The organism is Streptococcus pseudopneumoniae IS7493, from assembly GCF_000221985.1.
Lineage (GTDB): Bacteria > Bacillota > Bacilli > Lactobacillales > Streptococcaceae > Streptococcus > Streptococcus pseudopneumoniae.
In genome coordinates, this window is the sequence record NC_015875.1 from 1180525 (window position 1) to 1204860 (window position 24336).

A 24336-nucleotide genomic window follows, 5' to 3' on the forward strand; every position below is an offset into this window, starting at 1 on the left:
TTTTCCTTGCTTATTAAAAATTTATTGTTAGACGTAAATTATATTTGTTTCGTTCAAAGTAAGATATTTTACTTTGCAGAAACCACATTCTATTAATATATTCTGCATCTAGCATATCATATCTATCAAAAAAAGAAAAGAATTTCTAAAGAAAAAGTCTAGTGTAGAAAGCTTTATTCCCTCGTTACACTAGACTTCTTTTTATCTTAATAATACTCTCCCTGGCGGTAGTCCCATGAGTTAAAGGTGTCTGACAGATGCATCATAATCTTATCAATATCAAGCCCTTTGCGGATTACAACTGGAGCTGGTGAAGTTGAGCGAGCTCCTCCTTGTTCTGGAATGAGTTTGCCGTCTTTATCGACCATAGAGACCATCACACCTTGCTCGTAGCGTGTTTCAATCGTTTTGTCAGGTTGGATAGATGCCACATAGTCATCTGCTTCAATGACAAGGTCCACTGCTCCTTCGATGCGTTCTCCGATACCTTCTACCTTACCACGGTTTCCTTTTCCAGATGGGTTTGCAGATGAGGCATAGACCATCTTGCCTTCTTCCCAAAGTTTGGCAGCCAATTGTTCACCAGCTTTCCCAAACTTGATAACGAAACAGCTAGTACCACGAACGTCAGTCATCAGTTCTTCACGGCCATCCCCATAAGCTTTCAATTTCTCAAAGGCTTCTGGTTTCCAAGGAAGGATACAACCAAGAAGAATATCTTCATCCCAATGTTTTTGGTAGAAGGCTTCAATTTCTGGATTGAGTTGTGCTAAAGCACGAAGCTCATCCATGCTACCGCAGAGAACAACACCTGGTTTGTTACGATTACGCTCTTTGGCTGCGAACTTGCGTTCAAGACCTGCCTTGTCACTAGTCATAATAATGTAACCAACTTTTGTAGGGCAAACGATACATCCGCCCTCACCTTTTAAAATGTCATAGCCTTCTTGTGAAAGTGTTCCGTTCCATTGAATGTGTTTTGTCATAGTTCTATTTCCTTTTCTATTTTTCTTCTAATCCTGCCAGTAGGCTGGTCGTTGTTTTTCATAAGCAGCAATCAAATCTTCATACTGCAAGGTAATACCGATATCATCCAAACCATTTAAGAGTTTGTGTTTCCACTCACTATCGATTTCAAAAGTGAATTCTCCAATTGGTGAGATGATTTTTTGTTGTTCCAAGTCCACAGTTATCTGGTCACTTGGTTTTAGCTGTGCTAGTTTCTCTCTAACCTCTCTGGGCTGTACAATAGGCAACATGCCATTATTGAGTTCATTATTGTAATGAATATCACCAAAAGATCCTGCAATTACGACCTTGAAACCATAGTCCGCTAGAGCCCAAGCTGCGTGTTCCCTCGAAGACCCTGCCCCAAAGTTATCCCCTGAAATGAGAATACTAGCTTTACGATATTCAGGTCGGTTAAAGACAAAGTCTGGGTCCTCAGTATACTTGTCATCCAAATAACGCCAAGCATACATGAGGTACTTACCAAAGCCTTTTTTATCAATTAACTTGAGAAACTGCTTGGGAAGGATTTGGTCGGTGTCGATGTTATCATTCATGAGAGGAACGGTCGTTCCCGTATAAACTGTAAATTTCTCCATATCCTCTCCTTACTGGGCTTCTGGCATTTTCCGAACATCTACAAAGCGCCCTGCGATAGCTGCTGCAGCTGCCATGGCTGGACTGCAGAGGTGAGTCTTAGCACCAAATCCCTGTCTGTCTTCAAAGTTGCGGTTGCTGGTTGAGGCACAGTGAACGCCATCTGGAACCTTGTCAGGATTCATCCCCAGACACATGGAGCAACCAGGGTCTCTCCACTCAAAGCCAGCATCTAGAAATACCTTGTCCAAGCCCAACTTCTCAGCAGCTCGTTTGACAGGACGAGAACCTGGGACTACGATAGCCGTTAAGTTGGGGGCTATTTTCTTTCCTTTGACAAATCGCGCAGCCAGTTGCAAGTCACTGAGACGAGCATTGGTACAAGAACCGATAAAGATATAGCCTAGTTCAATATCAGCTGGCTTTTGACCAGGCTCCAAGTCCATGTAATTGTAGGCTCGCTCATCATTCATATCCTTAATTTCTGGGAAACTGCTGTCAAAGTCAACTCCCATAGCAGGATTGGTTCCCCAGGTTACCATAGGAGCTAAGTCTGAGACATCCATCTGGATAACCTTATCGTAAACAGCATCATCATCGCTGACAATTGTTTTCCAATCAGCCACAGCCTCCTCGAAATCTTCGGGAACACACTCGCGTCCCTTGAGATAGTCATAGGTGGTTTGATCTGGATTCATGATTCCCATCTTAGAGCCAAACTCGATGGACATATTGCAGATGGTCATTCGCTCTTCCATGCTCAGTGCATCAATCGCTTGCCCACGATATTCCACCACATAGCCAACACCACAGGCAACACCGTACTTGGCAATCAAGGCGAGAATATAATCCTTAGAATAAACTCCTTTTTGAGGAACACCTGTAAATTCCACCAGCATTTTCTTAGGTTTGACCTGCCAGAGGGTCTGGGTAGCAAAGACATGCTCGACCTCGCTGGTCCCAATTCCAAAGGCGATAGCTCCGAAAGCTCCGTGGGTTGCCGTATGGCTGTCCCCACAAACAATGAATTTTCCTGGTTGCGTCCGTCCTGTTTCTGGACCTACCATGTGCACGATTCCCTGTTTTTCAGAACCGTGGGCCGCATGTTCAATCCCAAACTCCTCAACATTTTCAGCCAGCTTATCAATTTGAGCCTTGGAAATGACATCTCTAATATCGTAGATATTGACCGTCGGGACGTTGTGGTCAAAGGTTCCAAATGTCAAGTCTGGCCGTCTCAATCTGCGACCTGCATCTCGTAGTCCTTGAAAAGCCTGAGGGCTGGTCACTTCATGAATATAGTGCTGGTCCACATACATGAGTTGGGGTTGCCCCTCTTCTCCTGTGATGACATGACGGTCCCATAATTTATCAAAAATCGATTTTCCTGCCATCCATTACCTCCAAATAAAATATAAGGCTACTAGTGTGGACACCATCCCGAGAAACCAAACTGTTTTAAAATACCATTTTCGAGTCTTGTGGTGAAAGATGATTCCTGCTAGCCAGGCACCAAAACCACCACAAGTAAAGGCTAAAATAAGTAAGATTTTCTCAGGAATGCGCCAAGCTCTTCTCCTCGCCTTGGATTTGTCAATGCCATAAATGATGAAAATCATGACATTCCAAATCAAGAGGGCAAGAGTAATTTTTTCATCTAACTTCATAACCTTGCAATAATAGCTTCCGTCATTTCCTTAGTCGAAGCCTGTCCACCTATATCTCTTGTTAAAACACCAGCTGCCAAACTTGCCTCAACAGCATGCTCGATACACTCCGCATCCTTATAACGTCCAAAACTATCTCTCAACATCATGGCCACTGATAAAATCATGGAGATAGGATTGGCAATTCCTTGACCAGCAATATCAGGTGCTGAACCGTGAATAGGTTCATAGAGACTTGGTCCATTTTCAGAATGACTGGCTGATGGCATAACTCCAAGTGTGCCAGATAGAACGCTTGATTCATCAGAGAGAATATCTCCGAAAAGATTTTCTGTCACGATGACATCAAACTTAGCAGGATTGGTAATCATGAGCATGGCAGCTGAGTCCACCAACTGGTGCTCCAAGGTTACATCTGGAAAATCCTGTGATACCTTCTCAGCTACTTTCCGCCAGAGTTTTGATGTCGCTAGAACATTTTGCTTATCGATACTAGTAACGATTTTTCTGCGATTTCTTGCAATTTCAAAGGCCTTGCGAATAATCCGCTCTACTTCCTCATAGCTATAGTCGTTAATATCACGCGCTTTGCGCTCTTCAAGGATATGATCCCCAAAATAAATCCCACCTGTCAACTCACGCACCACGACAAAGTCTACACCAGCAATTCGTTCCGGTTTGAGTGGTGACAAATGCTTGAGACTGTCAAAGATTTTTACAGGGCGAATATTAGCGTAAAGATTGAGTTCCTTACGGAGAGCTAGCAAGCCTTGTTCAGGCCGAACCGTTGCACTATCATACTGGGGACTACCAATAGCTGCTAGGAGAATGGCCTCTGCTTCTCTACTTGCCTTGAGGGTTTCATCAGGTAAGGGATGCCCTGCAGCATCGATACCTGCACCTCCAAAAGGTCGTCTATCAATCTCATAGTCAAAACCTGTTTTTTCAGCTAGAGCTTCCAGAACCTCTAAACCAGCCTCCATGATTTCTGGGCCAATTCCATCCCCTGCTAGAGCTACTATTTTCTTTGTCATAGTATTCTCCTTTACACACTAGGCATATCGCGATAGGAAACGCTACGTCCCATCTCACCAGCATTCTCTTTTTGAACAAAGGTATTGGCATTGATGTAGGCAATAGCCGAAGCCTTCAACACATCGAAATCAAGACCTGCTGCGTTAAAGATGGTTTCTGTATCTCTGTTTTCAACAGTGACCAAGACCCGAGCTTGAGCATCGATTCCATCCGTCACCGCATCGATAGTGTAGGACACCAAGCGAACGGATTGATTGAAGAATTTGTCAATAGCGTTGAAGATAGCCTCAACAGAACCTTGTCCTGTCGCATTAAATTCGACTTTCTCACCATCCATATTAGCCAGGCTAACAAGCGCTTCAATGTCATTATCTGCATGGGTTTGCAGTTGTAAATCATCAAAATGGAAGCCTTCTGGGTTTTCAATCATAGTTCCAGCGACCAGCGCTCGAATATCTGCATCTGTGATTTCTTGCTTCTTGTCTGCCAGTGCCTTGAACTTAGCAAAGAGTGGTTTGATGTCCTCTTCTGTAAAATCTAGGGCCAATTCTCTTAGTTTCTCAATAAAGGCATGGCGACCTGACAATTTTCCAAGCGGAAGACTGTTACTCTTGACACCGACCAATTCAGGAGTGATGATTTCATAAGTGAGAGGATTTTTAAGAACTCCATCTTGGTGAATACCAGATTCATGAGAAAAGGCATTACCACCAACCACAGCCTTGTTTTTAGGAACTGGAATTCCTGAGAAGCGAGAAACCATTTCTGACGTATTGATTGTCTCATTTAGGACAATACTGGTTTCTGCTTGGTAGTAATCTTGGCGAATATTGAGGGCTACTGCAATTTCTTCCAAGGCAGCATTTCCAGCTCTCTCCCCAATACCGTTGATAGTTCCTTCAACACGTCCTGCCCCATTCTTGACGGCAGCAAGGCTATTAGCTACTGCCATTCCGAGGTCATCATGACAGTGTGGTGAATAGATAATCTGACGATCTGTATTGACATTCTCAATCAAGTGTTTGAAGATAGCTCCGTATTCCTCTGGTGTGGTGAATCCTACCGTGTCAGGGATATTGATATAAGTTGCACCTGCATCGACCGCTGTTTGAACAACTTGCAAGAGGAAATCCAACTCTGTTCTGGTCGCATCCTCTGGAGAGAATTCGACCACTTCAAACTTAGAACGGGCATAAGAAACATGCTCCTTAATAGCTTCCAAAATCTCTTCCTTGCTCTTATTGAGCTTATACTTACGATGAATGGGACTGGTAGCGATAAAGACGTGAACCTGTGGATATTTGGCATCCTTGAGGGCTTCGTAACAAGCATCAATATCAGACTTGACCGAACGTGCCAAACCAGTCACCGCCGTTTTCTTCAAGACCTTAGCAATCTCCTGCACTGCCGTAAATGAGTCTGGACTCGCCGCCGGAAAACCAGCTTCGATGGCTGAAATACCCCATTTCTCCAGTTGCCTTGCAATGGCAATTTTTTCCTTGATTGAAAAGTTAACACCGGGTGTCTGCTCTCCATCCCGAAGACTGGTATCTAGAAATTCAACTGTTCGCATAAGATTTCCCCTTTTCCAAATGTGATTTTAAAAAAACATCTCGCTCAGAAACCCAAGCGAGATGTTGATTCACTCCCGCTTGGTAAGCCAAACAGGACTAATGCTTTTTGCACTAGCCCGAGTACCTCAACAACAAAGCAAATTGATTAAACTTAGCTGTTTTCATGTTTGACTTTCTCCTTCGTTTGATATCTTGTTTAGTATTTTAGCACAGGCAAAAGCACTTGTCAAGAAAAAATCAAATATTTTCTGAAAATTTCTTCAGTATAGAATATTTAGCTAATTGAAAGTTATTGAAAATCCTTGAAATATTTCATTTTTTAGAAGTTAAATTCCAACTTTTTTCTATCAATTCTAGTACTTCTTTATCTGATAAAGTATCATCAAGCGCCACACTAATCCAGTAGCGTTTGTTCATATGAAAGGCTGGATAAATGCCCTTTTGTGAAAGCAAGTCTGCTACTTGGTCGTGTTTGAGGTTGACTGCTTCCACCTGTCCTTCTCTGCCCTTTTCCAGCTTATCCCAAGAGATTTTCATCAAGACAGCATACCACTTTTGATTACCTTCATGTCTTAAGACTGCCGTATCAGGTGATTTTTCCCACAGATATTCCAACTGGTTTCCATACTGTTCCTGAACTTGAGTCAGGATTCGCTTAGTCTGAGGACAGATAAAATCTTGCACCTCAAAACAAGCCTTCCGAATCTGGTAGAGAATCTCCAGACAAGCCTCACGGACACTTGCAACAAAACTTCCTGTCATACTTTCCATATGAACTTGAGGATAGAGGTCGCCCGTTTCCTGGTCAAAGACTTGAAAACTCACATTATCAGCAGTGATGGATACAATCATGACAAAGTCACCCTGCAAAATCTGGCAACTATAGGTCCAGACTCCACTATTTTCTACAAAACCAAAAGCTTTAGCCTTTTCGTGATTAAACTGATAGGATTTAAAAATTTCAAACATAAGTGAAAACTGCTACCCTAAGCAGCAGTCCCTTTCTATTTTTTAAAAGACAACCTTAGTACCATGTAGTTGTGTCACACCTAGCTGGTCGATAAAGGTTTGACGGTTGTCAAGGTCAATCCCCCCACCTGGTAGAATTTCAATCTTACCTTTAGCATGTTCCAAAATTCTGTGATAGTGAGGAAAACGTTTGTCTAGTGAATCGCCAGACACACCAGCGCGAGTTAGGATACGAGTGACACCGGCTTGGCTGAGCCAGTCAATAGCTTCTAACTGGTCTTCTTCGCTCAATTCATCAAAGGCCATATGAAAGACAATTTCCATTCCTTTTGACGCAGCTATCAACTTCTCCAGATTAGGTTTATCCAACTTTTTGTCAGCAGTTAAAGCTCCAAATACAACTCCTTGACTTCCAGCCTGAGCAGTCAAGCGAATGTCTTCTAGCATAATAGCAATTTCCATATCATTATAGACAAAGTCGCCACCACGTGGGCGAATCATGGTCATGATGGTCGTATCATAGTTAGCTGCCAGTTCAACTGCTGCCTTAGTTACTCCATAGCTTGGTGTTGTCCCACCAACTGCTAGATTATCACAGAGTTCGATTCGACGAGCTCCAGCCTCCATAGCTTTTTCAAGCAAGGTCACATTTTCAGCACAAAATTCGTAAACCATTTGATTCTCCTTGAAGATTACTTTAAATTTATTATATCATATTATTGTGAATATGCTTTCAATTTTATCAAGGGAAATAGTTACAAATTTTACTTATTCTTTGTCTGGAATAACCTTAAAGAGATAATAGGTGATAAAGATGGTCAAAGCACCCAGACTGATTTTGACTGGTAAGAGAGGGGCAAAATAAATGGAAATTCCCATCAAGATGTAGATGGATACGATGATTTTTTTCTTACGTTCACGCGCAATTGACTTGGTTTCCCGAAAATCAGCTACATATGTTTGATAGAGCTTGGTATGATAAAGCCAGTCTTCGAAACGTTTGGAACTTCTGGAGAAACAAGCAATAGACAACAAAAGGAAAGGCGTTGTCGGCAACAAGGGCAAGACAACCCCAATAATAGCCAAAGCCAGTGATAAAAAACCAATTATCAGATAGATAAGACGCATAACTACTCCTAATTAATACTCTTCAAAAATCTCTTCGAAAAACGTCAACGTCGCCTTACCGTAGGTATGGTTCCTGACTTCGTCAGTCTTATCTGCAACCTCAAAGCAGTACTTTGAGCAACCTGCGGCTAGTTTCCTAGTTTGCTCTTTGATTTTCATTGAGTATAAAATAATCTTCTTCTAGTTTCGCATAAAATGATGAATTTTGTCAAGTTCCAACCAAAAGAGCCTGAAATTCACTTTCAGGACTCTCTTCTTATTTAATCTTTTCTTCTTCGTAGTCACCCTTGCTACAAACAATCTGCTTGCCACCACCACGGACTTTTTTCTCCATGAGGAAGTTGCCACATTTTGGACAGTCACGACCAACAGGCTTATCCCAAGAGGTAAATTCACATTCTGGATAGCGATTGCAACCATAGAAGAGACGATTACGTTTGGTTTTACGTTCAATGATTTGTCCCTGATGACAACTTGGACACTCTACGCCGATTTCTTTCACGATTGCTTGGGTATGGCGGCAATCTGGGAAATTGCTACAAGCGTAGAACTTACCAAAACGACCAAGTTTAATAACCATTGGACTGCCACACACTTCACAGTCAAATCCAGCTGCTTCATCCTTAATCTGGATTTTTTCCATTTCTTCTTCAGCCTTGGCGACTTCTTTAGAAAATGGTTTGTAAAAGGCATCAATGACACGTTGCCACTGCTCTTTTCCAACTTCGACGTCATCCAGCTTGCCTTCCATTTCAGCTGTAAAGGTCACGTTTACGATATCTGGGAAATATTCAACGATGAGCTTGTTAACAATTTCTCCCAACTCTGTTGGTTCAAATCGTTTGGCTGCAAGGCGAACATAATAACGTTTCTGAATGGTTTCAATGGTTGGTGCGTAGGTTGACGGACGACCAACACCATTTTCCTCCAAGGTCTTGATCAGTGTCGCTTCAGAATAACGAGCAGGCGGTTGGGTGAAATGTTGCTCTGGTTTGCTATTGACCTGTTTGACCACATCTCCAACAGCCATATCTGGTAACATCTTATTCTTATCAGAATCATTATAAATGGCAAGATAACCATCAAACTTAACCTGACTACCATTGGCAGCAAATTGAACTCCATTTTGAGACAATTTAACGGCCATAGTATCAAAGACAGCAGCTGTCATCTGACTCGCTACAAAACGATTCCAAATAAGAGTATAAAGCTTGAGCTGATCCTTATCCAGATACTTAGCAATACTTTCCGGTGTGTTAAAGACACTAGACGGGCGAATAGCCTCGTGGGCATCCTGAGCACCTGATGCATTTTTGACCTTGCTACCATGCTTAGAATACTTGCTACCAAAACGGTCCGTAATGAAACTTGCTGCTTCATTTTGCGCTACAGGACTGATACGGGTCGAATCGGTACGCATATAGGTAATCAAACCTTGAACACCAGAACCGATATTGATCCCTTCATAGAGCTGTTGAGCAACCATCATGGTCTTTCGAGTACGGAAATTGATTTTATTGGCAGCATCCATCTGCATTGATGAAGTGGTATAAGGTAAAGGAGCATTTCGCTTGCGCTCTTTCTTATCCACCTGATCTACTGAAAAATCTTTACTGGTCAGACGAGACAAGACTTCCTTAACCTCATCATTGCTAGTCAGTTTCAGCTTTTTACCATCCACTCCATAGAAGGAAGCCTGAAATTGCTTGGTTCCCTTTTTAAAGATAGCATCAATTGTCCAGTATTCTTCTGGCTGAAAAGCATTGATTTCATTTTCACGGTCAATGATGAGTTTAAGGGCAATGGACTGTACGCGACCTGCTGACAAGCCCTTCTTGACCTTTTTCCACAAAATAGGCGAAATCGAATAGCCTACCAAGCGGTCCAAAACACGGCGTGCCTGTTGAGCATCGACCAAGTCCATATCAATCTTGCGAGGTTCTTTAAAAGCATTTTTGACCGCATCCTTGGTGATTTCATTGAAGACCACACGGTTGGCATCATTTTCATCCAAGTTGAGAATGTGGGCCAAATGCCAAGAAATCGCTTCTCCTTCACGGTCCGGGTCACTTGCGAGAAAGACTTTATTAGCTTTTTTGGCTTCTTTTTTCAAGTCATTGATAAGAGGACCTTTTCCTCGGATATTGATATATTGTGGTTCGTAATTATTTTCAATATCGACTGACATACTGGATTTCTTCAAATCACGGATATGCCCGACACTGGCTAAAACCTTGTAGTTTCTGCCTAGGTATTTTTCAATCGTCTTGGCCTTAGCAGGTGACTCCACGATTACTAGATTTTTTTTAACTGTTGATTTTTTCTTTTTTGTTGCCGTAGCCACAGTATCACACCTTTTCAAAGTAATAAACTTTATAAAGTGTAAACCATTTTGCCATAACTGTCAAGACTTAGCTACTATAATAGAAGAAAAGTTTTATGCTTAAGACCGCATCTTCCTTTGATATACATAGAAGACTCACGAGAAAAACCAGCTATTCTCAAGAAATTATTGATCCTCAGACTCTGTATCAAATTTCTTGGCTTTTTCCTTTTCTTTTGCTTCCTTATCCTTGATATACTGGAAGAAATATTCTACCAGTTCTTCCTTGCTAAGTTGTTCTGAATCAGACAATTGTGAAACTTGAACAGAAACATCACTTAAACCATAGTCCCCCCTCTTACTGGAAATCATATCAAGCTCCTCTTCTGTTAAATAATTTCCTGAAATGGTTAGCTTTAGGGTATGATTCTTTTTAGAATAGGTTTTTTTCAAAATATTATGCCCCTGAAACTGCTCTGATATAAATTTATTAAGGGACTCTTTTTTCAACGTTTCTCTGACTAAAGTCGTTGCAGAGATGAAACTCGGAATCATCAGCAAAACAGCAACTAGAAGCAAAATCCTGCGCATTTTAGAGTCTTCTTCATTATCTCTAAAATAGTGCTTCTTAACCATCATCAACCTAACACCTATATAAGTCGCAATGACAATAAAACTACAATTGATGAGGAATAGGTAAGAGGAGCCTATGATAAATTTTAGATTAGCAGAAGCAATAGCATAACCTACCGTACAAAGAGGAGGCATCAAGGCGGTTGCAATAGCGACACCAGGGACAATATTATTGGTCTCTTTTTTCCTAGCACCAATAATACCTGCTATCCCTCCTACAAAAGCAATGAGAACATCCCAAATAGTCGGAGAGGTTCTAGCAACAATCTCCGAACTAGCATACGAAATGGGAGAGAGATAAAAATAAAGTGTTGAAGCTATTAAACTGGCAAGTATTTGAATAGCTAATATTTTAAAAGATTTTCTTAACAATTTAAAATCAAATATAGCTAGAGAGAGCCCCACTCCCAGAATAGGTGTCATCAAAGGAGAGATTAACATGGCTCCAATAATCACGGGAGTCGAATCCATATTTAATCCGATAGAGGCGATAAGCATGGCACATAGCAAAATCACTAAATCACTTCTGGAGAGTTCTAATTCTTCGTATATTTTATTTCTAAATTCTACCAACGAATACAGTTTATTATTTGTCACAAATATCTTCCTTTCCTAGCTAACTAGTCGCCAATACTCTTCGAAAATCTCTTCAAACCACGTCAGCTTCACCTTGCCGTATAGATGTTACTGACTTCGTCAGTTCTATCTGCAACCTCAAAACAGTGTTTTGAGCTGACTTCGTCAGTCTTATCTACAACCTCAAAGCAGTGATTTGAGCAACCTGCGGCTAGCTTCCTAGTTTGCTCTTTGATTTTCATTGAGTATAAAATCCTAACAAACTCAATGCTTTAGTAGTCTGATATGCCAATCTCATGAGGTCTTTTTATCATTTTCCATAATATCCTGACGCAAATGTCTACTGCTATCTCTCATCAGCTTCATTTCTAGTAAATGAAAATCAAACTCGGAAACTCACCGTAGCCTGCTCGAAACACAGCAAGGCAAAGCTGAGCTGATTTAAAAAGATTTTCCAAGAGTGTCATCATAACTTTCAGACCATTTTTTATAATAACCATTTTATTTTTATCTGTCAAGGTCTTTGAATTCTTTCTTAACAAACCGCTTACAACCTCTACTCTTGAAGAATTTATTTTTCCTCACTGACAAGATTTTAGATGATAAGCCCTCTTGACAGTAAGCTGACCAAGATTAGTCGCAAGCAACTCTCCTTTCTCAATTACACTAAATTACTTTCCTTCCTATGAGAAAAATCCTCTACTCTACTTCTCAACTTAGAAAAAACGCATAATATCAGGTGTGAAACACCTGATACTATGCGTTTTATTGTGGGAAGATTTACTTCATTTTTTATTAAAAATTGATTTTTTCTCAGAATTCTAGCTTAGGTCATTTTTAAAATTCAAATTCCGCAAGAACATCCTTCCCACTTGTGACCAATTTTGCTCCTTCTTGGATCAAATGATGGCAACCGTCTGATAGTCCATCTAAAATGCTACCAGGAATAGCAAAAACATCACGCCCTCCTTCCATTGCTCTCTCACAGGTAATAAGACTACCTGAGCGCATCTTGGCCTCTGCTACAATCACGCCACGACAAAGTCCAGCAATGATGCGATTACGGGCAGGAAAATGAAATTTCAGAGGTTGTTCGCCAGGTCCATATTCACTAAGAACCAGATGGTCATTGCCGATGTAGTCTTGCAAGCGTTTATTGGCTTTAGGATAAAACACATCCAGTCCTGTCCCAATCACTGCAATGGTTTTTCCGCCATTCTGAAGAGCTGCCATATGAGCTGCTGTGTCAATCCCCTTGGCTAATCCACTGACGATAACTAGTTCATTTTCCAAGCCCTGAATGACTTTTTCAACTGACTTAGCTCCCTGTTTGCTACAAGCACGACTACCCACAACCGCTACCTTCGGGAATTTCAAGAGGTCAAGATTTCCCTTGTAAAATAAAAGTACAGGCGCATCGTATATTTCACTCAAATCCCAAGGATAACAGTCGTCTAAAATAGAGAAAGATGGAAATTTTTGAAACTCCTTCTCCAAATGCGCATCGTCTATCTGAAAATAACGTTCCATAAAAACGGCTGGATTACGGCAACCTGATATATCTGCAATATCACCTAACAACAGTTCTTGATCGAAATTTTCGCCATATTCTAGGACCTTCAAAACCTGTTGATTGGTCAAACCTGATTTTTTCAACTTATAGATTTCATAGTTTGTGATTTTCATAAATATCTCCATTTCTTTTTCTACTCATCTATTTATTCGTAAAAAAATCAAAAAAATCAAAAAACATCGTAACCGTCCAATAACGAATTATATTGAAAAATCTCCAGACTAGAGAACTCACTGATGGTTCCTAATCTGGAGATTTCTTATTTCCTCATCATAGCTACAAACCTACTCACTCAGTTCCTGAAAGTAGTGTTTTCTTCAAAACTAGACTTCTTCTTTGAGTTGACTGAGAACAGTCTTGATTTTAGAAATTAGTTCTGCTTCTTTTTGAGAATCTTTTTGATGGCTATCTACAAAGAGTCGTGCTTCATCAGCTAATTTCTTAGCCTTGTTTAGAACTTTTTTATCCTTGTCGCTAGCCTCTAGCTCAACTACAAGCTGGTGCAATTCTCTTGAAAGCTTATCTAGTTGAGAGGATTTTTTACGAACTACTGCAAAGAGGAGAGCTCCTAGAAGAGAAAGAACTGCAGCTCCTAAGACACCATATAGAGGGACTTCTGTCTCATTTTTAGCTCCCTTGGCACTTTCTGCTTCTTTATTTAAGTTTGACGCAGACTGACTCTTATCAACTGATGTACCAGCTTGTATAGAATTAAGAGCCTGTCTAACTTTGGCAAGGAGTTCCGCCAATTCTTGAGCTGTCAAGGAGTCATTAGCAAGAGCTGCTTGCGCCTCTCTCAAGATACGCTGTGCTTCCTCAAGTACCTCAGGGGATAGACCTTCTATATCTTGCAGGCGACGTTCCAGATCCTCTACTAGAGACTGAAGTTCTGACTTGTCCACAATCGATGGATTTGTACCTGTTTGGGAATTTCCTACAAATCCTACACTTCTACGAGCACGGCGCGGAGGAGTTCTGCGATTTCTTGTAGCGGTTGGATTGATGTTGTTGATGGCATCGAGTCCAGCCTGCTTAGCTCTCTCAACGCCTGCTTGGTCAGTCGCTTCATTGACCTTGCGTTTCGCTTCTGCCAAGGCGTCTTCAACCTTCTTAATCGCCGCTTTCTTCTCTTCTGTTGTTAAGTGCTGAACCGTGTCAAATGACGCTTTCTTCGTATTCGCTGTACTTTCCAGAGAGGTAATCGCGTTGCTGTTGGTCGTCGCTGTGGCGGTAATTTGGTTAATCGCTGATTCTCCAGCCTGCTTAGCTCTCTCAACGCCTGCTTGGTCAGTCGCTTCATTGACCTTGCGTTTCGCTTCTGCCAAGGCGTCTTCAACCTTCTTAATCGCCGCTTTCTTCTCTTCTGTTGTTAAGTGCTGAACCGTGTCAAATGACGCTTTCTTCGTATTCGCTGTACTTTCCAGAGAGGTAATCGCTCCATCCCTATCCACCGGATTCGTCGGCCTGATAGAATCGTTAGAAAGAGGTGAAATAAAGTCACTGCTGCTTATATTATTTGTATTTTGCTGAACATAAGCAGTAACCAAGCGCAAGGGTTGATCACCTATAGATTCTTTTAGATATTGAGTTGGATAGATTGGTGCCGTTCCGTTTCCTCCAACTATCCCCCACGCAACAATGTCATAACCCTCTGCATTAGTTGCTACATCGCCAAATTTTTCATTTCTTCCACCTCGAACCAAGAAGACTCTCAGCTGACCATTATTAGGAATATTAGCTGAAGTTATGCTCCCATTTGGTGGCAAAGGAATTTTTGTTTGAAGTAAAGGCCTGTCGTTCCCCTTGGCTTTGGCTTTACCCTCCACATCTTGCTGAGCTGTATGCCCATTCCCTAATGGAGATAAGTCAAATTCCGCTTGTGGAAGTTGGTACCTAACTTCCTGGTTCTTACTCTCTACATGTCCACTATTTAAGGTTACAGCTACGTTTACATTGTATAGTCCGTATATATTTTTTGGTGTTTTACCCTTAACCGTTATCAAGGCTCTTTTTCTATCATTAGAATAAGTTGTAGTGATGGTCGCCCATTTCTTACCTCCAACAGTATCCGGAAAGCCTGTTAATGTAAACTCGCGAATTCCTCCAGTTGATACAGTAGCAATAAATTTCAACGGTACGTCGTTCAGATCAGAACCATTCAATAGTGCTACATTATCTTTTTCATTGCCGTTCGAATTCGTCGATCTTCTCTCTCTCCCTGGACCTCCAGTAGCCAGCCCATAGACAAGTCCAGAAACACTTCTTCGACCCCTAGTTTTTCCAGTTTCCTCTGCATCTTTTTTCAGGTGACTAGCTTTTTTATACTCCTCAAGAGCAGCATTAAAGACCTCCTGGTCAACAAACCCATCTTCCTTTGTCTGAAGTGCTTCATTTAGTTTATCGTATGCTTCTTTCAGTTTTTGGACTTGTTCTGGATTTTCAGTACTGGTCTTCAGCTCTTGGAGGAGTTTATGGATGTTTTCTGATAGAGGATAACTACCTGACCCATTTGTGTAGTCTGTAGCCTCCTCCGCTGTCTCCTCCTTTTCTTGGTTTTCTGTTGACACTGGTGCTGCAGGAGAGGTTAGCGATCCCCTACCACGTCGCCCCCGTCTAGGAGCCGGGCTCGGTTCACTCAGAGTCGCACTCCTTCCTTCTCCCAGCTCAGCTGGAGAAGTGACTCCACCAGCCAAAGCCTTGTTGACTTCCTCAGTCAGCTCCCTCATGGCTTGAGTCTGGGCATTGACCTCCTCTTGACTAACCTGTGGATTTTCAAGGACAGCTTTAGCTTGTGCTAGACCTGCTTCTACACGAGCGTGAAGTTCTTTCATAGAGTCCAGTGTCAGATTGGCAAGCAAGGCTTGTAGCTTGGATTGTGCAGACTGGGCTAGCGACTTATCTACAGTAGGACGGTTTGCCTCTGCTGGCTTTTCTTCCTTGCCTTTCTCGCTAGCGTTTGTCAGAGATTGGTTTTCATTAGATGTCTCTTGAGGCTTTTGATTACCTTGACCAGAACGCTCTAGGCGACTGGGGTCTGTGACAGAACTTTCTTCACTTAGCTCTTCAGATACCCCCCCCCGAGGAATCGCTTACAAGGGCGCTGGTTCTAGTCGTTCCGCTTTCTGTCGCTGGAGAAATGTCAGGTGTTTGTGCCTGTACTGTCCCGTTGGCAAAAAACATCAGCGCAGCAACGGCAACGCTGGCAGCACCAAAGTGGTACTTCCTTATTGAGTAACGAAAAACCTTTTCCCCTTTGCGCTCTTCTTTACTTTTTAGTTTCATTCATTCTTCCTTCCTTTTTCTATTTGATTTCTTCTGTATAGTCTAGTGCGATCCAGCCCCTACCCGACTTCAACAAGCCCCAAGTATAGCCATCTGCTTCTTCTACCTGCATGATGGTAAAAGTCCCAAGAGGACAAAAACCTTGGTCAGGATAAGCCAGACCTGGGCCTGTTCGGATGTAGAGATCATCATCTACCACACGCACTAGATACTCTCCATTCCCATCTCGAGGCTGTTCCTCTTTTGAGACTTGGAAACTATCGCCAGCATGAATCTCAGCCGCCATCTGGATGAGTCGATTTAGATCAATCCCCCCAGGGCAATCTGTAGCAGTAAATTCCTGGTGAGGATGGATGGTCTCACGATTGATTGGCAAATTATAACGATCACAAATATCTGCAATCAAACGTGCTGAGTTCCAGTAGGTTTCCTCTGCAATAGTCCAGTCAGGTTCTCCACGGTTATTTAAGTGTTCAATACCAATCGAACGCCGATTGACCTCATAGTCACCAGCATGATAGGCGACACTTTCTTCACCAACACATCCCCATATCTTATCAGGAGTCACCTGGTAGTGAGCAGATGTGCCCTGCCCTGTGGAGACATACCAAGTACTTCTAGCCCCTTCATCACTCAACCCTCCATTGTGGTGAATGACAATAGTGTCAATATCAAGACGATTCTGATCGCTATTCATGATTTCCTCATCTACATCTGTGATCAGTCCTGAAAACAAATCACCATTCACTCTTTTTGTCGCAAACATTCTCCCCTCCTAGTCATTTTCTACCTTATCTTCTACCTGAGGATAAAGAGTCGTTCCCCAAATAGAAATCGTCCGCTTACGCACTAGTGGCAAATCGGTTTTTTCATAAACCGTACGCCACCATTCCCAGGCAAGTCCGGTACACTCCCTAATTTTGATAGAGAGATTGCGAACATTCCCTTTTAAAGGAATACTAGTGGTAAAATGAGCCGTCAAATCCTGCCCATTTCTGTCCCAAGTCTTAGGAGTCAAGACTTCTTTACCTTGATAATCATAGGATAATTCATCCCAAGTAATGTAATATTGGGCAACATAGGCACCACTATGATCCAAGAGTAAATCTCCGTTTCTGTAAGCTGTCACCTTAGTCTCAACATAGTCTGTACTGTTTTGAAAGGTCGCAACTACATTGTCCCGTAAAAAAGAAGTTGTATAAGAAATCGGCAAACCTGGATGATCGGCTGTAAAGCGACTGCCTTCTTGAATCAAGTCCTCTACCATATCCACCTTGCCTGTTACAACTCGGGCACCCGAACTCGGGTCCCCTCCTAAAATAACCGCCTTCACTTCTGTATTGTCCAAAATCTGCTTCCACTCTGTCTGAGGAGCTACCTTGACTCCTTTTATCAAAGCTTCAAAAGCAGCCTCGACTTCATCACTCTTACTCGTGGTTTCCAACTTGAGATAAACCTGACGCCCATAAGCAACACTCGAAATATAGACCAAAGGACGATCGGCAGAAATTCCTCTCTGCCTCAAATCCTCTACCGTTACAGTATCTTGAAACACATCTCCTGGATTTTTAACAGCATCTACGCTGACTGTATAATAAATCTGCTTAAAATTGACAATCTGAATCTGCTTTTCGCCCGAATGGACAGAATTAAAATCAATATCAAGAGAATTCCCTGTCTTTTCAAAGTCAGAACCAAACTTGACCTTGAGTTGTTCCATGCTGTGAGCCGTGATTTTTTCATACTGCATTCTAGCTGGGACATTATTGACCTGACCATAATCTTGATGCCACTTGACCAACAAATCGTTTACCGCTCCGCGAACACTTGAATTGCTGGGATCTTCCACTTGGAGAAAGCTATCACTACTTGCCAAACCAGGCAAATCAATACTATAAGTCATCGGAGCACGATCGACCGCAAGAAGAGTGGGATTATTCTCTAACAAGGTCTCATCCACTACGAGAAGCGCTCCAGGATAGAGGCGACTATCATTGGTAGCCGTCACGGAAATATCACTTGTGTTTGTCGACAGGCTCCGCTTCTTTCTTTCGATAACAACAAACTCATCGGGTAACTGATTCCCCTCTTTGATGAAACGATTTTCAATACTCTCTCCCTGATGGGTCAAGAGTTTCTTTTTATCATAATCCATAGCTAGTATAAAGTCATTTACTGCTTTATTTGTCATCTTCTACCTCCTAATAAGTTCCTGGATTGAGTTGCATAAACTCAGACTTGTTCAGCGAAATCAGCCGTGGTTGGACTAAGTGATCCAAAATTTCCTCGTACAATTCTTCTGAGACATTGCGTCGCCGTCTGGCTAGATAAGAAGTCGGAATGACCGTATTATCCAACATAAATACCTTATCTAAGTCAATCAAGGTTGGTCTTGTAAAAGGATTACGAGCTAGATCCGGCTCTTCTATCATAAAGTTCTTGACCAAACGTCTGGTCAAGAGAGCTGGTTTGAAGGTCTGATTTTTAACCAACTCTTTGTTTTTAGTCGTGCTGTTGTCAATACAGATATACATATGATTCTTCACAGCCAAATCGCTACTAATACTTGGAAAAGGCAAATAAAGAGCTACAACATCTCCTCTCTTAATCAAGCAAGAGCACCCCCTTTTTCTCCTAATGTAACATAGACAGGATTGACCAAGTCTTCTGATTGGCTCAGAATTTCCAAAGTTTGAGTTTGGCGCCCTGTCAATTTAGTAGCATCTTGTCTCTTCAATACAAAATGCTTGTCGCCAATTACCTTGACACTATAATCCTTCTCCAAAGCTGACTGGTAAATCCACATCAGATCTTGTCTGTCCTGAGAACTCAAGAGAGAAGGATGTTCAAGTCTCCCGACAGCCTGATAAAAATCAAAAACAGGAGCTAACTCTTGCCAATCTGACTGGCTAGTTGTCAAGGCTAGAAAAAGGGCTTTGCGAGCTGATACTTCTTGGTTAGCCTTGAGAGTCCCTTTTCCCTCCAAGTTTTTTAGAAATTGGGAAACTCCAGAAAGCAAATCTTTCTCTAACTGCGAGAAATAAAAACCTTGCCTTCCCAGACATAAGTCTCTCAAGTCGCTTTCTCTAGCAAATAAGAGTTCAAACATTTGATAGTAAAAGAAAAATATCTGGCACTGAGTTGCGCTCATCTTTTCCTTGTCGACTTCTTTTTTCAACCAGAGCAAGGGCAATAGGTAGCTGGATTGATACATTTCCTCCACCTCCTACTCTTTTTTCTCTGGAGCATCTGCACTAGCTGCCACTTCTTTTGACTGGCTACTTTCCCACTGGTTGATTTCCTCTGAGATAATACCTTCGCATGTCTTGACAAATAGGGCAAAAGCCTTGGTTTTTCCTGCATATTTCTCCGTTTGACATTGATAGAGGAATTTTTCTCTCTCCAGGAGTTGCGCAGTCTTTTGGTAAGAAATCCAGTGTTCTTTGGCATTATACAAATTGAGAATCCCCTCACACAGCAAGCCTAGACTGGACAAAGCAACCGAAATCAAACGGTAGCGATCACCTGGCATAGGAATAGCACAAAAAACAGCTATGAGAAAACCTGCCACGATTTCTGTTATTTTTAATACCTTATAGCGTCTACGATGTTGAACGCTTTTCTTTAAAAAATGAGCTATCTGTACATCCAATCGATCTGTCAGGTACATTTCTTCTGGCGTCATATTCGTAACCCCTTTTATCTATTCATTCTATTCAAAAAACTAGGATAACTGTCTAGTAGGTTTAGCAATTATTAATCATTTTGTCATGTTTTTTAGGAAAGGAAGTCTTATGTTTACATCTAGCGGAAAATATCGTTTCTCCCACTAGCACAGTCTCTCTATCTTAATTATTATATCATAATCGGGATAAAAAAACTTACTTACTTACTTACTTACTTACTTACTTACTTACTTACTTACTTACTTACTTATGGTAGCTGATTTTATCAATGATTGCAAGCTATTTATCTTTAAATGTCAGAATTATTAATTTTTTATTACATGCTGGTTTTTGCCATCATGAGAAGGGAGCGTTTGATTTTTTATAGCATAATAAAGTAGTAACTGAATAAAATTAGTTGAGAAATTCAAACTAATTTTTAACAATATTTTAAAAAACAAGGTCTACTATTCTAGCTTCAGTTTGCTGTATCATTCTTATTATGATTCTATCTCTGTTAAATCAAAGTTAAAATCTCCTATTTAGGTAGAGGAAGCTATCCTCTATCGGACAAAATCCATCATCTCCTCCAAGAACTGAAGACCAGCACTGAAAATCCAGAACAAGTCCAAAAACTCAAGGAAGCCTATGATAAATTCAACGAAGCATTGGGGCAATCAGAAAATGGGCTTGTCAATCAGGAGGTCTTTAATGCTGCACTTGAGGAGTATAAAAAGGCTGCTCATCTAAAGAAAGATGCAGAGGAAACTGGAGGAACCAGGAATCGTAGAAGTGTTTCCGGTCTTGTTTATGGGTTTGCTACAGGAAGTACCGGGAACGAAAAAAGATCTAGGGATGATTCAGGAAGAGAAAGAGACACTCGTAATTTATATAACGGTCAAAACTTAAACGAGATACCTTTAAAATATATTGCTACTGTAGAAACTGGAACTATTAGAAATATTTCTTTATCAGGGTTCCCAACGGTGGGTAAGGACGGTAAAACTTGGGCTACAATCAAAACAAGAATTGATAGTAATGGAAAACGAGCTGTTTTAACTATTACCGGTCAGTCTCCTAAAAATCTCTATGGGCTATACAATACAACCTTAACAGTAACTGAAGGAAGCGGTCACGTGTCTAGTAAGATTCAAGAGGTTCTGTATCAACTACCAAAACCAGAATTTGATGAATCTCCACTAAATCCAGGAAAGACTGCTCAACAAGATGTAGAGGGAAAAGCAGGAGAAAAACCTATAGTTAAGGGGAAAATTCCTACTCCACCAAATGGATTCTCTAGTTCTAATATTCCGCAAGGCTCTCAATTGAAAATGTACTTGGTTCAAGGTGGACATAATGAAAATTTTGGTGGAATTGAAACCTCAGCAGAAGGTTATGACATCGTTGCATGGGGGCTAGTAGGAGCAGATGGAACATCAGTATTATATCCGACTCAGTATAAAAAGCAATCCATAGGCGATAAACCGCTACGTCTTATCGTGGCTTATGTTCAACAAGGAACAGATCGAGTACTAAATAAGGACTTAGTTTCGCCTCTGTCTAGGGATTCCATTACACCGACATATCCGCTGGATAGGGATGGGGCTAAATCAACAAATAAATGAGCCAGAAGCTAGATAACACTCAATTGTAACCGTCCAATAACGAAGTATATTGAAAAATCTCCAAACTAGAGAACTCACTGATGGTTCCTAATCTGGAGATTTCTTATTTGCACTTTTCTTGTATAGTAGATTGAAATAGGAGACGAACACACTAATTTGACTTCCCCAATTGATTCACCTAATTCCTATTTCATTTTGATGTAACTATTTTTATCGAGACTATAACTCACATACAAAATCTTTAATTTTCGTTTTTAAGAATTTCTTCTAATTTATGATAGTCTTGGACACTATCGATCTCATAGATGCTATTACCTTCTAATTCTTCAACATAGACATCTAGCTCTTTGATGTTATCCTTAACCATATTGTCCCAGTAGAGATCAACAAATTCGCCACTTGCATAAGCCTTATCGATAAAGCTGACAATCTTTTCTGCAGTTGGAGCATCCCAGAAGGATACACCACTAAGGATGCGACCTGCCTTGCTATCAACAATAATGTCTTGAACCTTGTAGTCATCTCCATAGACCAAGAACCATTCGTTGGTACAATCTTCACGATAAACACTAAAATAAGTCGAACGTGTCAAATCATTGCGGAACATATTTTTGAAGAGATAGTTATCCGCATCAATAACATAGCTGTTAGCCAACTCTTCTTTTACAAGATAGAGAGAGTAAAAGTTATTGTAGTCAGCGTATTTATCATTGAAAACGAGGCGAACTCCATATTTTTCTTTTAAGTAATCGAATTGTTCTTTAAGGTAACCAACGATGATGATGATGTCATTAATTCCTTTTTCTTTTAAAAACTCAATTTGGTATTCAATCAAAGGTTTTTGATTAACCTGAACCAAGGCTTTAGGGGTATTTTCAGTCATAGGACGCAAGCGAGTTCCCAATCCCGCTGCTAAGATGATGGCTTTCACACGAATCTCCTTTATTCTTTAATAATAATATAAACTCCAGCAATAACGACAAGTGACGTAATAATTGTCAGCATATCTAGCGGTGCACCCAAGAAAACAACTGCAAACAAGACAGTCCAAACTACATAACTCACGTTAAGACCTGTAGCCTTGGCTGGTTGCAAGCGATTGATAGCGATATAATAAGCCAAGTAGGAAATCATATCAAAGGCTGCAAAGACAATCATAAGACCTAGCAATTGTCCATTGGCCACTTCTGCAAATGACTGATGAGAGAAGAGCACAATCACAAGATAGGACAAGAATGAAGTCACTTGACGGATTAAGAGGGCTTCGATTTCACTCAATTCACTTTCCATGGCAAAAGAGCTAAGAACACTCTCACTTCCCCATGCAATGGCACAAACCAAAGCACAAAGAATCCCAATGTAGAAGGAATTGACCTGTTCAACCTTATAGGTCTGAGCAATAATCCCTGCAATAATCAAGACAATCCCAAACACAGTATTTTTCGAAATCTTGTGCTTTAAAAAGAAGAAAGCCAATAAAACTGAAATCGCGGGGTAAATAGCCGATACAGATGAAGCTAAGGAACTTCCGATATACTTAACCGCATAAAGATTGGCCTGCATACCGATAGGACCTGCTAGCAAGGCTCCGATGATAACACTGACATTGCGAATATTTAAGAAAATTGAGAGACGAACTTTTCCTTCTTTTACCAAGAGAAAAGCTAGTAAGATAAAGATACTCAAGAAATCGTGAGCAGCGGCCACCACAAAGGGCGACAAATCTGTAAAAATCGAAAAGATATAAGCACTAATCGTTAGACCTAACCCCCAGAAAATACCTGAGAGTAGACCAAAAGAAACTCCATTTTTATTTTTCATCTGAACCTCCATAATAAGCTAGACCTTTAACAGCTCTTTGGTAACGACTCACACCATAGTCACCAAAATCTGCACCTTGCTCTTCTTTGTAGACTGTCCATAGACTCCAAATAGTGTCTTGTAAAATTTTATAAATGGCAATCTTTTCACGAGAGACAGGTGTTTGCTCACTCTCATAGTGAGATAAGAAGGCTTCTTCCTCTTGACGAGTGAATTCGGACTCTAAAAAGAGAGCAGCCAAATCCCACATTGGATCGTTCATTGATGAATATTCCCAGTCAATCAGATAAAGTCGTCCTTGTGGTGACTCGATAAAGTTTTCAGGTACCAAATCGATATGACAAGATTTTCTGTCAACACCTAAGTCAGCCAGTCTTTTTTCTAAGGAGAAGACTTCTTCTCTAACAGCTTCATAGTTGGCATAAGGGATTTTCTCTTCAATCAAGGATTCGTATTTTTTGATTTCTTCAAAAGGAGCAAATTCTCCTCTTAATTCCTTGCCAGAAGCATGAATAGTTTGTAATATTGGAGCAATTTTATCAAATTTGGTCTTGATTGACATTGAATCAAGCGTAATCGCAGATTCGATATACTCATTTACTTTGATACCAGCTTCAATATCAAAAAGATAATTTTTTACATCTAGGTCTAAATCCTTCAGTAGTTCAAGATTGTACTTTTCATCTTGACGATTGATAAGCTTTTCTGTCCCTTTACCAAAGAACTTAACAATGTATTGCTTATTTGTTGTTTTGACCAAATAGTTTTGATTGGTCATCCCCCCCAGTTGTTCAACACTGAGGACTTCCTCTTCTTGACTAAGTAGGGAAGAAATTTTTTCTTTAATGATTTTCTCCACA

Annotated in this window: 23 protein-coding genes and 2 pseudogenes; 1 reads left to right on the forward strand and 24 read right to left on the reverse strand. The window is 41.0% G+C overall.

The features are described 5' to 3' along the window. Window positions 1-206 precede the first annotated feature (206 nt). The 21 genes and pseudogenes from SPPN_RS06115 to SPPN_RS06215 form a co-directional block, all read right to left on the reverse strand. Window positions 207-986: an L-threonylcarbamoyladenylate synthase gene (locus SPPN_RS06115; protein ID WP_000160498.1), complete on the reverse strand. Its 780-nt coding sequence runs from the start codon at window positions 984-986 to the stop codon at window positions 207-209. 27 nt (window positions 987-1013) lie between these two features. After that, on the reverse strand, window positions 1014-1607 hold the full coding sequence (gene leuD / locus SPPN_RS06120; RefSeq protein WP_000410620.1) for a 3-isopropylmalate dehydratase small subunit: 594 nt from the start codon (window positions 1605-1607) through the stop codon (window positions 1014-1016). Window positions 1608-1616: 9 nt separating this feature from the next. Continuing rightward, the gene (gene leuC, locus SPPN_RS06125; RefSeq protein ID WP_000907566.1) at window positions 1617-2999 is read right to left on the reverse strand and encodes a 3-isopropylmalate dehydratase large subunit; all 1383 of its coding nucleotides are present in this window, start codon (window positions 2997-2999) and stop codon (window positions 1617-1619) included. Between the two features lie 3 nt (window positions 3000-3002). After that, window positions 3003-3272: a DUF1294 domain-containing protein gene (locus SPPN_RS06130; protein ID WP_000762420.1), complete on the reverse strand. Its 270-nt coding sequence runs from the start codon at window positions 3270-3272 to the stop codon at window positions 3003-3005. Next, entirely contained in the window at window positions 3269-4306 is a 1038-nt protein-coding gene (gene leuB, locus SPPN_RS06135) for a 3-isopropylmalate dehydrogenase (protein WP_000162520.1), read from the reverse strand. Before leuB ends, SPPN_RS06130 begins: the two co-directional genes overlap by 4 nt. Window positions 4307-4317: 11 nt before the next feature. Beyond that, window positions 4318-5880, reverse strand: coding sequence for a 2-isopropylmalate synthase (locus SPPN_RS06140; protein ID WP_001261084.1), 1563 nt, complete (start codon window positions 5878-5880; stop codon window positions 4318-4320). 313 nt (window positions 5881-6193) lie between these two features. Beyond that, a complete protein-coding gene (locus tag SPPN_RS06145) occupies window positions 6194-6850 on the reverse strand; it encodes an MmcQ/YjbR family DNA-binding protein (RefSeq protein ID WP_000461556.1) in 657 nt (218 codons plus the stop codon). 42 nt (window positions 6851-6892) lie between these two features. Continuing rightward, window positions 6893-7525, reverse strand: coding sequence for a copper homeostasis protein CutC (locus SPPN_RS06150; protein WP_000262412.1), 633 nt, complete (start codon window positions 7523-7525; stop codon window positions 6893-6895). A 93-nt stretch (window positions 7526-7618) separates the two neighbouring features. Further along, window positions 7619-7978 carry a YbaN family protein gene (locus SPPN_RS06155; RefSeq protein ID WP_001237210.1) on the reverse strand — a complete coding sequence of 120 codons (360 nt, stop codon included), beginning with the start codon at window positions 7976-7978 and terminating at the stop codon, window positions 7619-7621. A gap of 12 nt (window positions 7979-7990) precedes the next feature. After that, a complete protein-coding gene (locus tag SPPN_RS13930; RefSeq protein ID WP_000693333.1) occupies window positions 7991-8137 on the reverse strand; it encodes a hypothetical protein in 147 nt (48 codons plus the stop codon). A 97-nt stretch (window positions 8138-8234) separates the two neighbouring features. Next, window positions 8235-10322, reverse strand: coding sequence for a type I DNA topoisomerase (gene topA, locus SPPN_RS06165; protein WP_000179654.1), 2088 nt, complete (start codon window positions 10320-10322; stop codon window positions 8235-8237). 165 nt (window positions 10323-10487) lie between these two features. Continuing rightward, the gene (locus SPPN_RS06170) at window positions 10488-11531 is read right to left on the reverse strand and encodes a TIGR00341 family protein (protein ID WP_014017268.1); all 1044 of its coding nucleotides are present in this window, start codon (window positions 11529-11531) and stop codon (window positions 10488-10490) included. 68 nt (window positions 11532-11599) lie between these two features. Beyond that, on the reverse strand, window positions 11600-11752 hold the full coding sequence (locus tag SPPN_RS13935) for a hypothetical protein (RefSeq protein ID WP_014017269.1): 153 nt from the start codon (window positions 11750-11752) through the stop codon (window positions 11600-11602). A gap of 595 nt (window positions 11753-12347) precedes the next feature. Further along, window positions 12348-13196, reverse strand: coding sequence for a DNA-processing protein DprA (dprA, locus tag SPPN_RS06180; protein ID WP_000705319.1), 849 nt, complete (start codon window positions 13194-13196; stop codon window positions 12348-12350). Window positions 13197-13406: 210 nt separating this feature from the next. Further along, window positions 13407-15914 (reverse strand): DUF1542 domain-containing protein, encoded by a 2508-nt coding sequence (locus SPPN_RS06185; protein ID WP_148255718.1) that lies wholly within the window; start codon window positions 15912-15914, stop codon window positions 13407-13409. A 54-nt stretch (window positions 15915-15968) separates the two neighbouring features. Beyond that, window positions 15969-16365, reverse strand: a pseudogene (locus SPPN_RS14460) (YSIRK-type signal peptide-containing protein); the annotation flags it as partial. A gap of 19 nt (window positions 16366-16384) precedes the next feature. Further along, window positions 16385-17131, reverse strand: coding sequence for a peptidoglycan recognition protein family protein (locus tag SPPN_RS06195; RefSeq protein ID WP_000458340.1), 747 nt, complete (start codon window positions 17129-17131; stop codon window positions 16385-16387). Between the two features lie 9 nt (window positions 17132-17140). Further along, a complete protein-coding gene (ply, locus tag SPPN_RS06200; protein WP_014017272.1) occupies window positions 17141-18556 on the reverse strand; it encodes a cholesterol-dependent cytolysin pneumolysin in 1416 nt (471 codons plus the stop codon). 10 nt (window positions 18557-18566) lie between these two features. Beyond that, window positions 18567-18977: a hypothetical protein gene (locus SPPN_RS06205; RefSeq protein ID WP_000595752.1), complete on the reverse strand. Its 411-nt coding sequence runs from the start codon at window positions 18975-18977 to the stop codon at window positions 18567-18569. Beyond that, window positions 18970-19579, reverse strand: a pseudogene (locus tag SPPN_RS06210) (hypothetical protein). The gene SPPN_RS06205 and the pseudogene SPPN_RS06210 overlap by 8 nt, the downstream one beginning before the upstream one ends. A gap of 12 nt (window positions 19580-19591) precedes the next feature. Continuing rightward, window positions 19592-20050, reverse strand: a complete 459-nt coding sequence (locus SPPN_RS06215) for a DUF4231 domain-containing protein (RefSeq protein ID WP_000186950.1) — start codon at window positions 20048-20050, stop codon at window positions 19592-19594. Window positions 20051-20698: 648 nt separating this feature from the next. Between SPPN_RS06215 and SPPN_RS06220 the strand changes: the two genes are divergently transcribed. Continuing rightward, window positions 20699-21655, forward strand: coding sequence for a hypothetical protein (locus SPPN_RS06220; RefSeq protein WP_000531569.1), 957 nt, complete (start codon window positions 20699-20701; stop codon window positions 21653-21655). A 241-nt stretch (window positions 21656-21896) separates the two neighbouring features. Here the strand turns inward: SPPN_RS06220 and SPPN_RS06225 are convergent, their stop codons facing one another. Genes SPPN_RS06225 through licA form a run of 3 tightly spaced genes read right to left on the reverse strand, consistent with a single transcriptional unit; the run spans window position 21897 to window position 24335 of the window. Beyond that, window positions 21897-22586, reverse strand: coding sequence for a sugar phosphate nucleotidyltransferase (locus tag SPPN_RS06225; protein WP_000643965.1), 690 nt, complete (start codon window positions 22584-22586; stop codon window positions 21897-21899). 11 nt (window positions 22587-22597) lie between these two features. Then, a complete protein-coding gene (locus tag SPPN_RS06230; protein WP_000791828.1) occupies window positions 22598-23476 on the reverse strand; it encodes a DMT family transporter in 879 nt (292 codons plus the stop codon). Next, window positions 23466-24335, reverse strand: coding sequence for a choline kinase LicA (gene licA, locus SPPN_RS06235; protein WP_000411221.1), 870 nt, complete (start codon window positions 24333-24335; stop codon window positions 23466-23468). The genes SPPN_RS06230 and licA overlap by 11 nt, the downstream gene beginning before the upstream one ends. Window position 24336 lies beyond the last annotated feature (1 nt).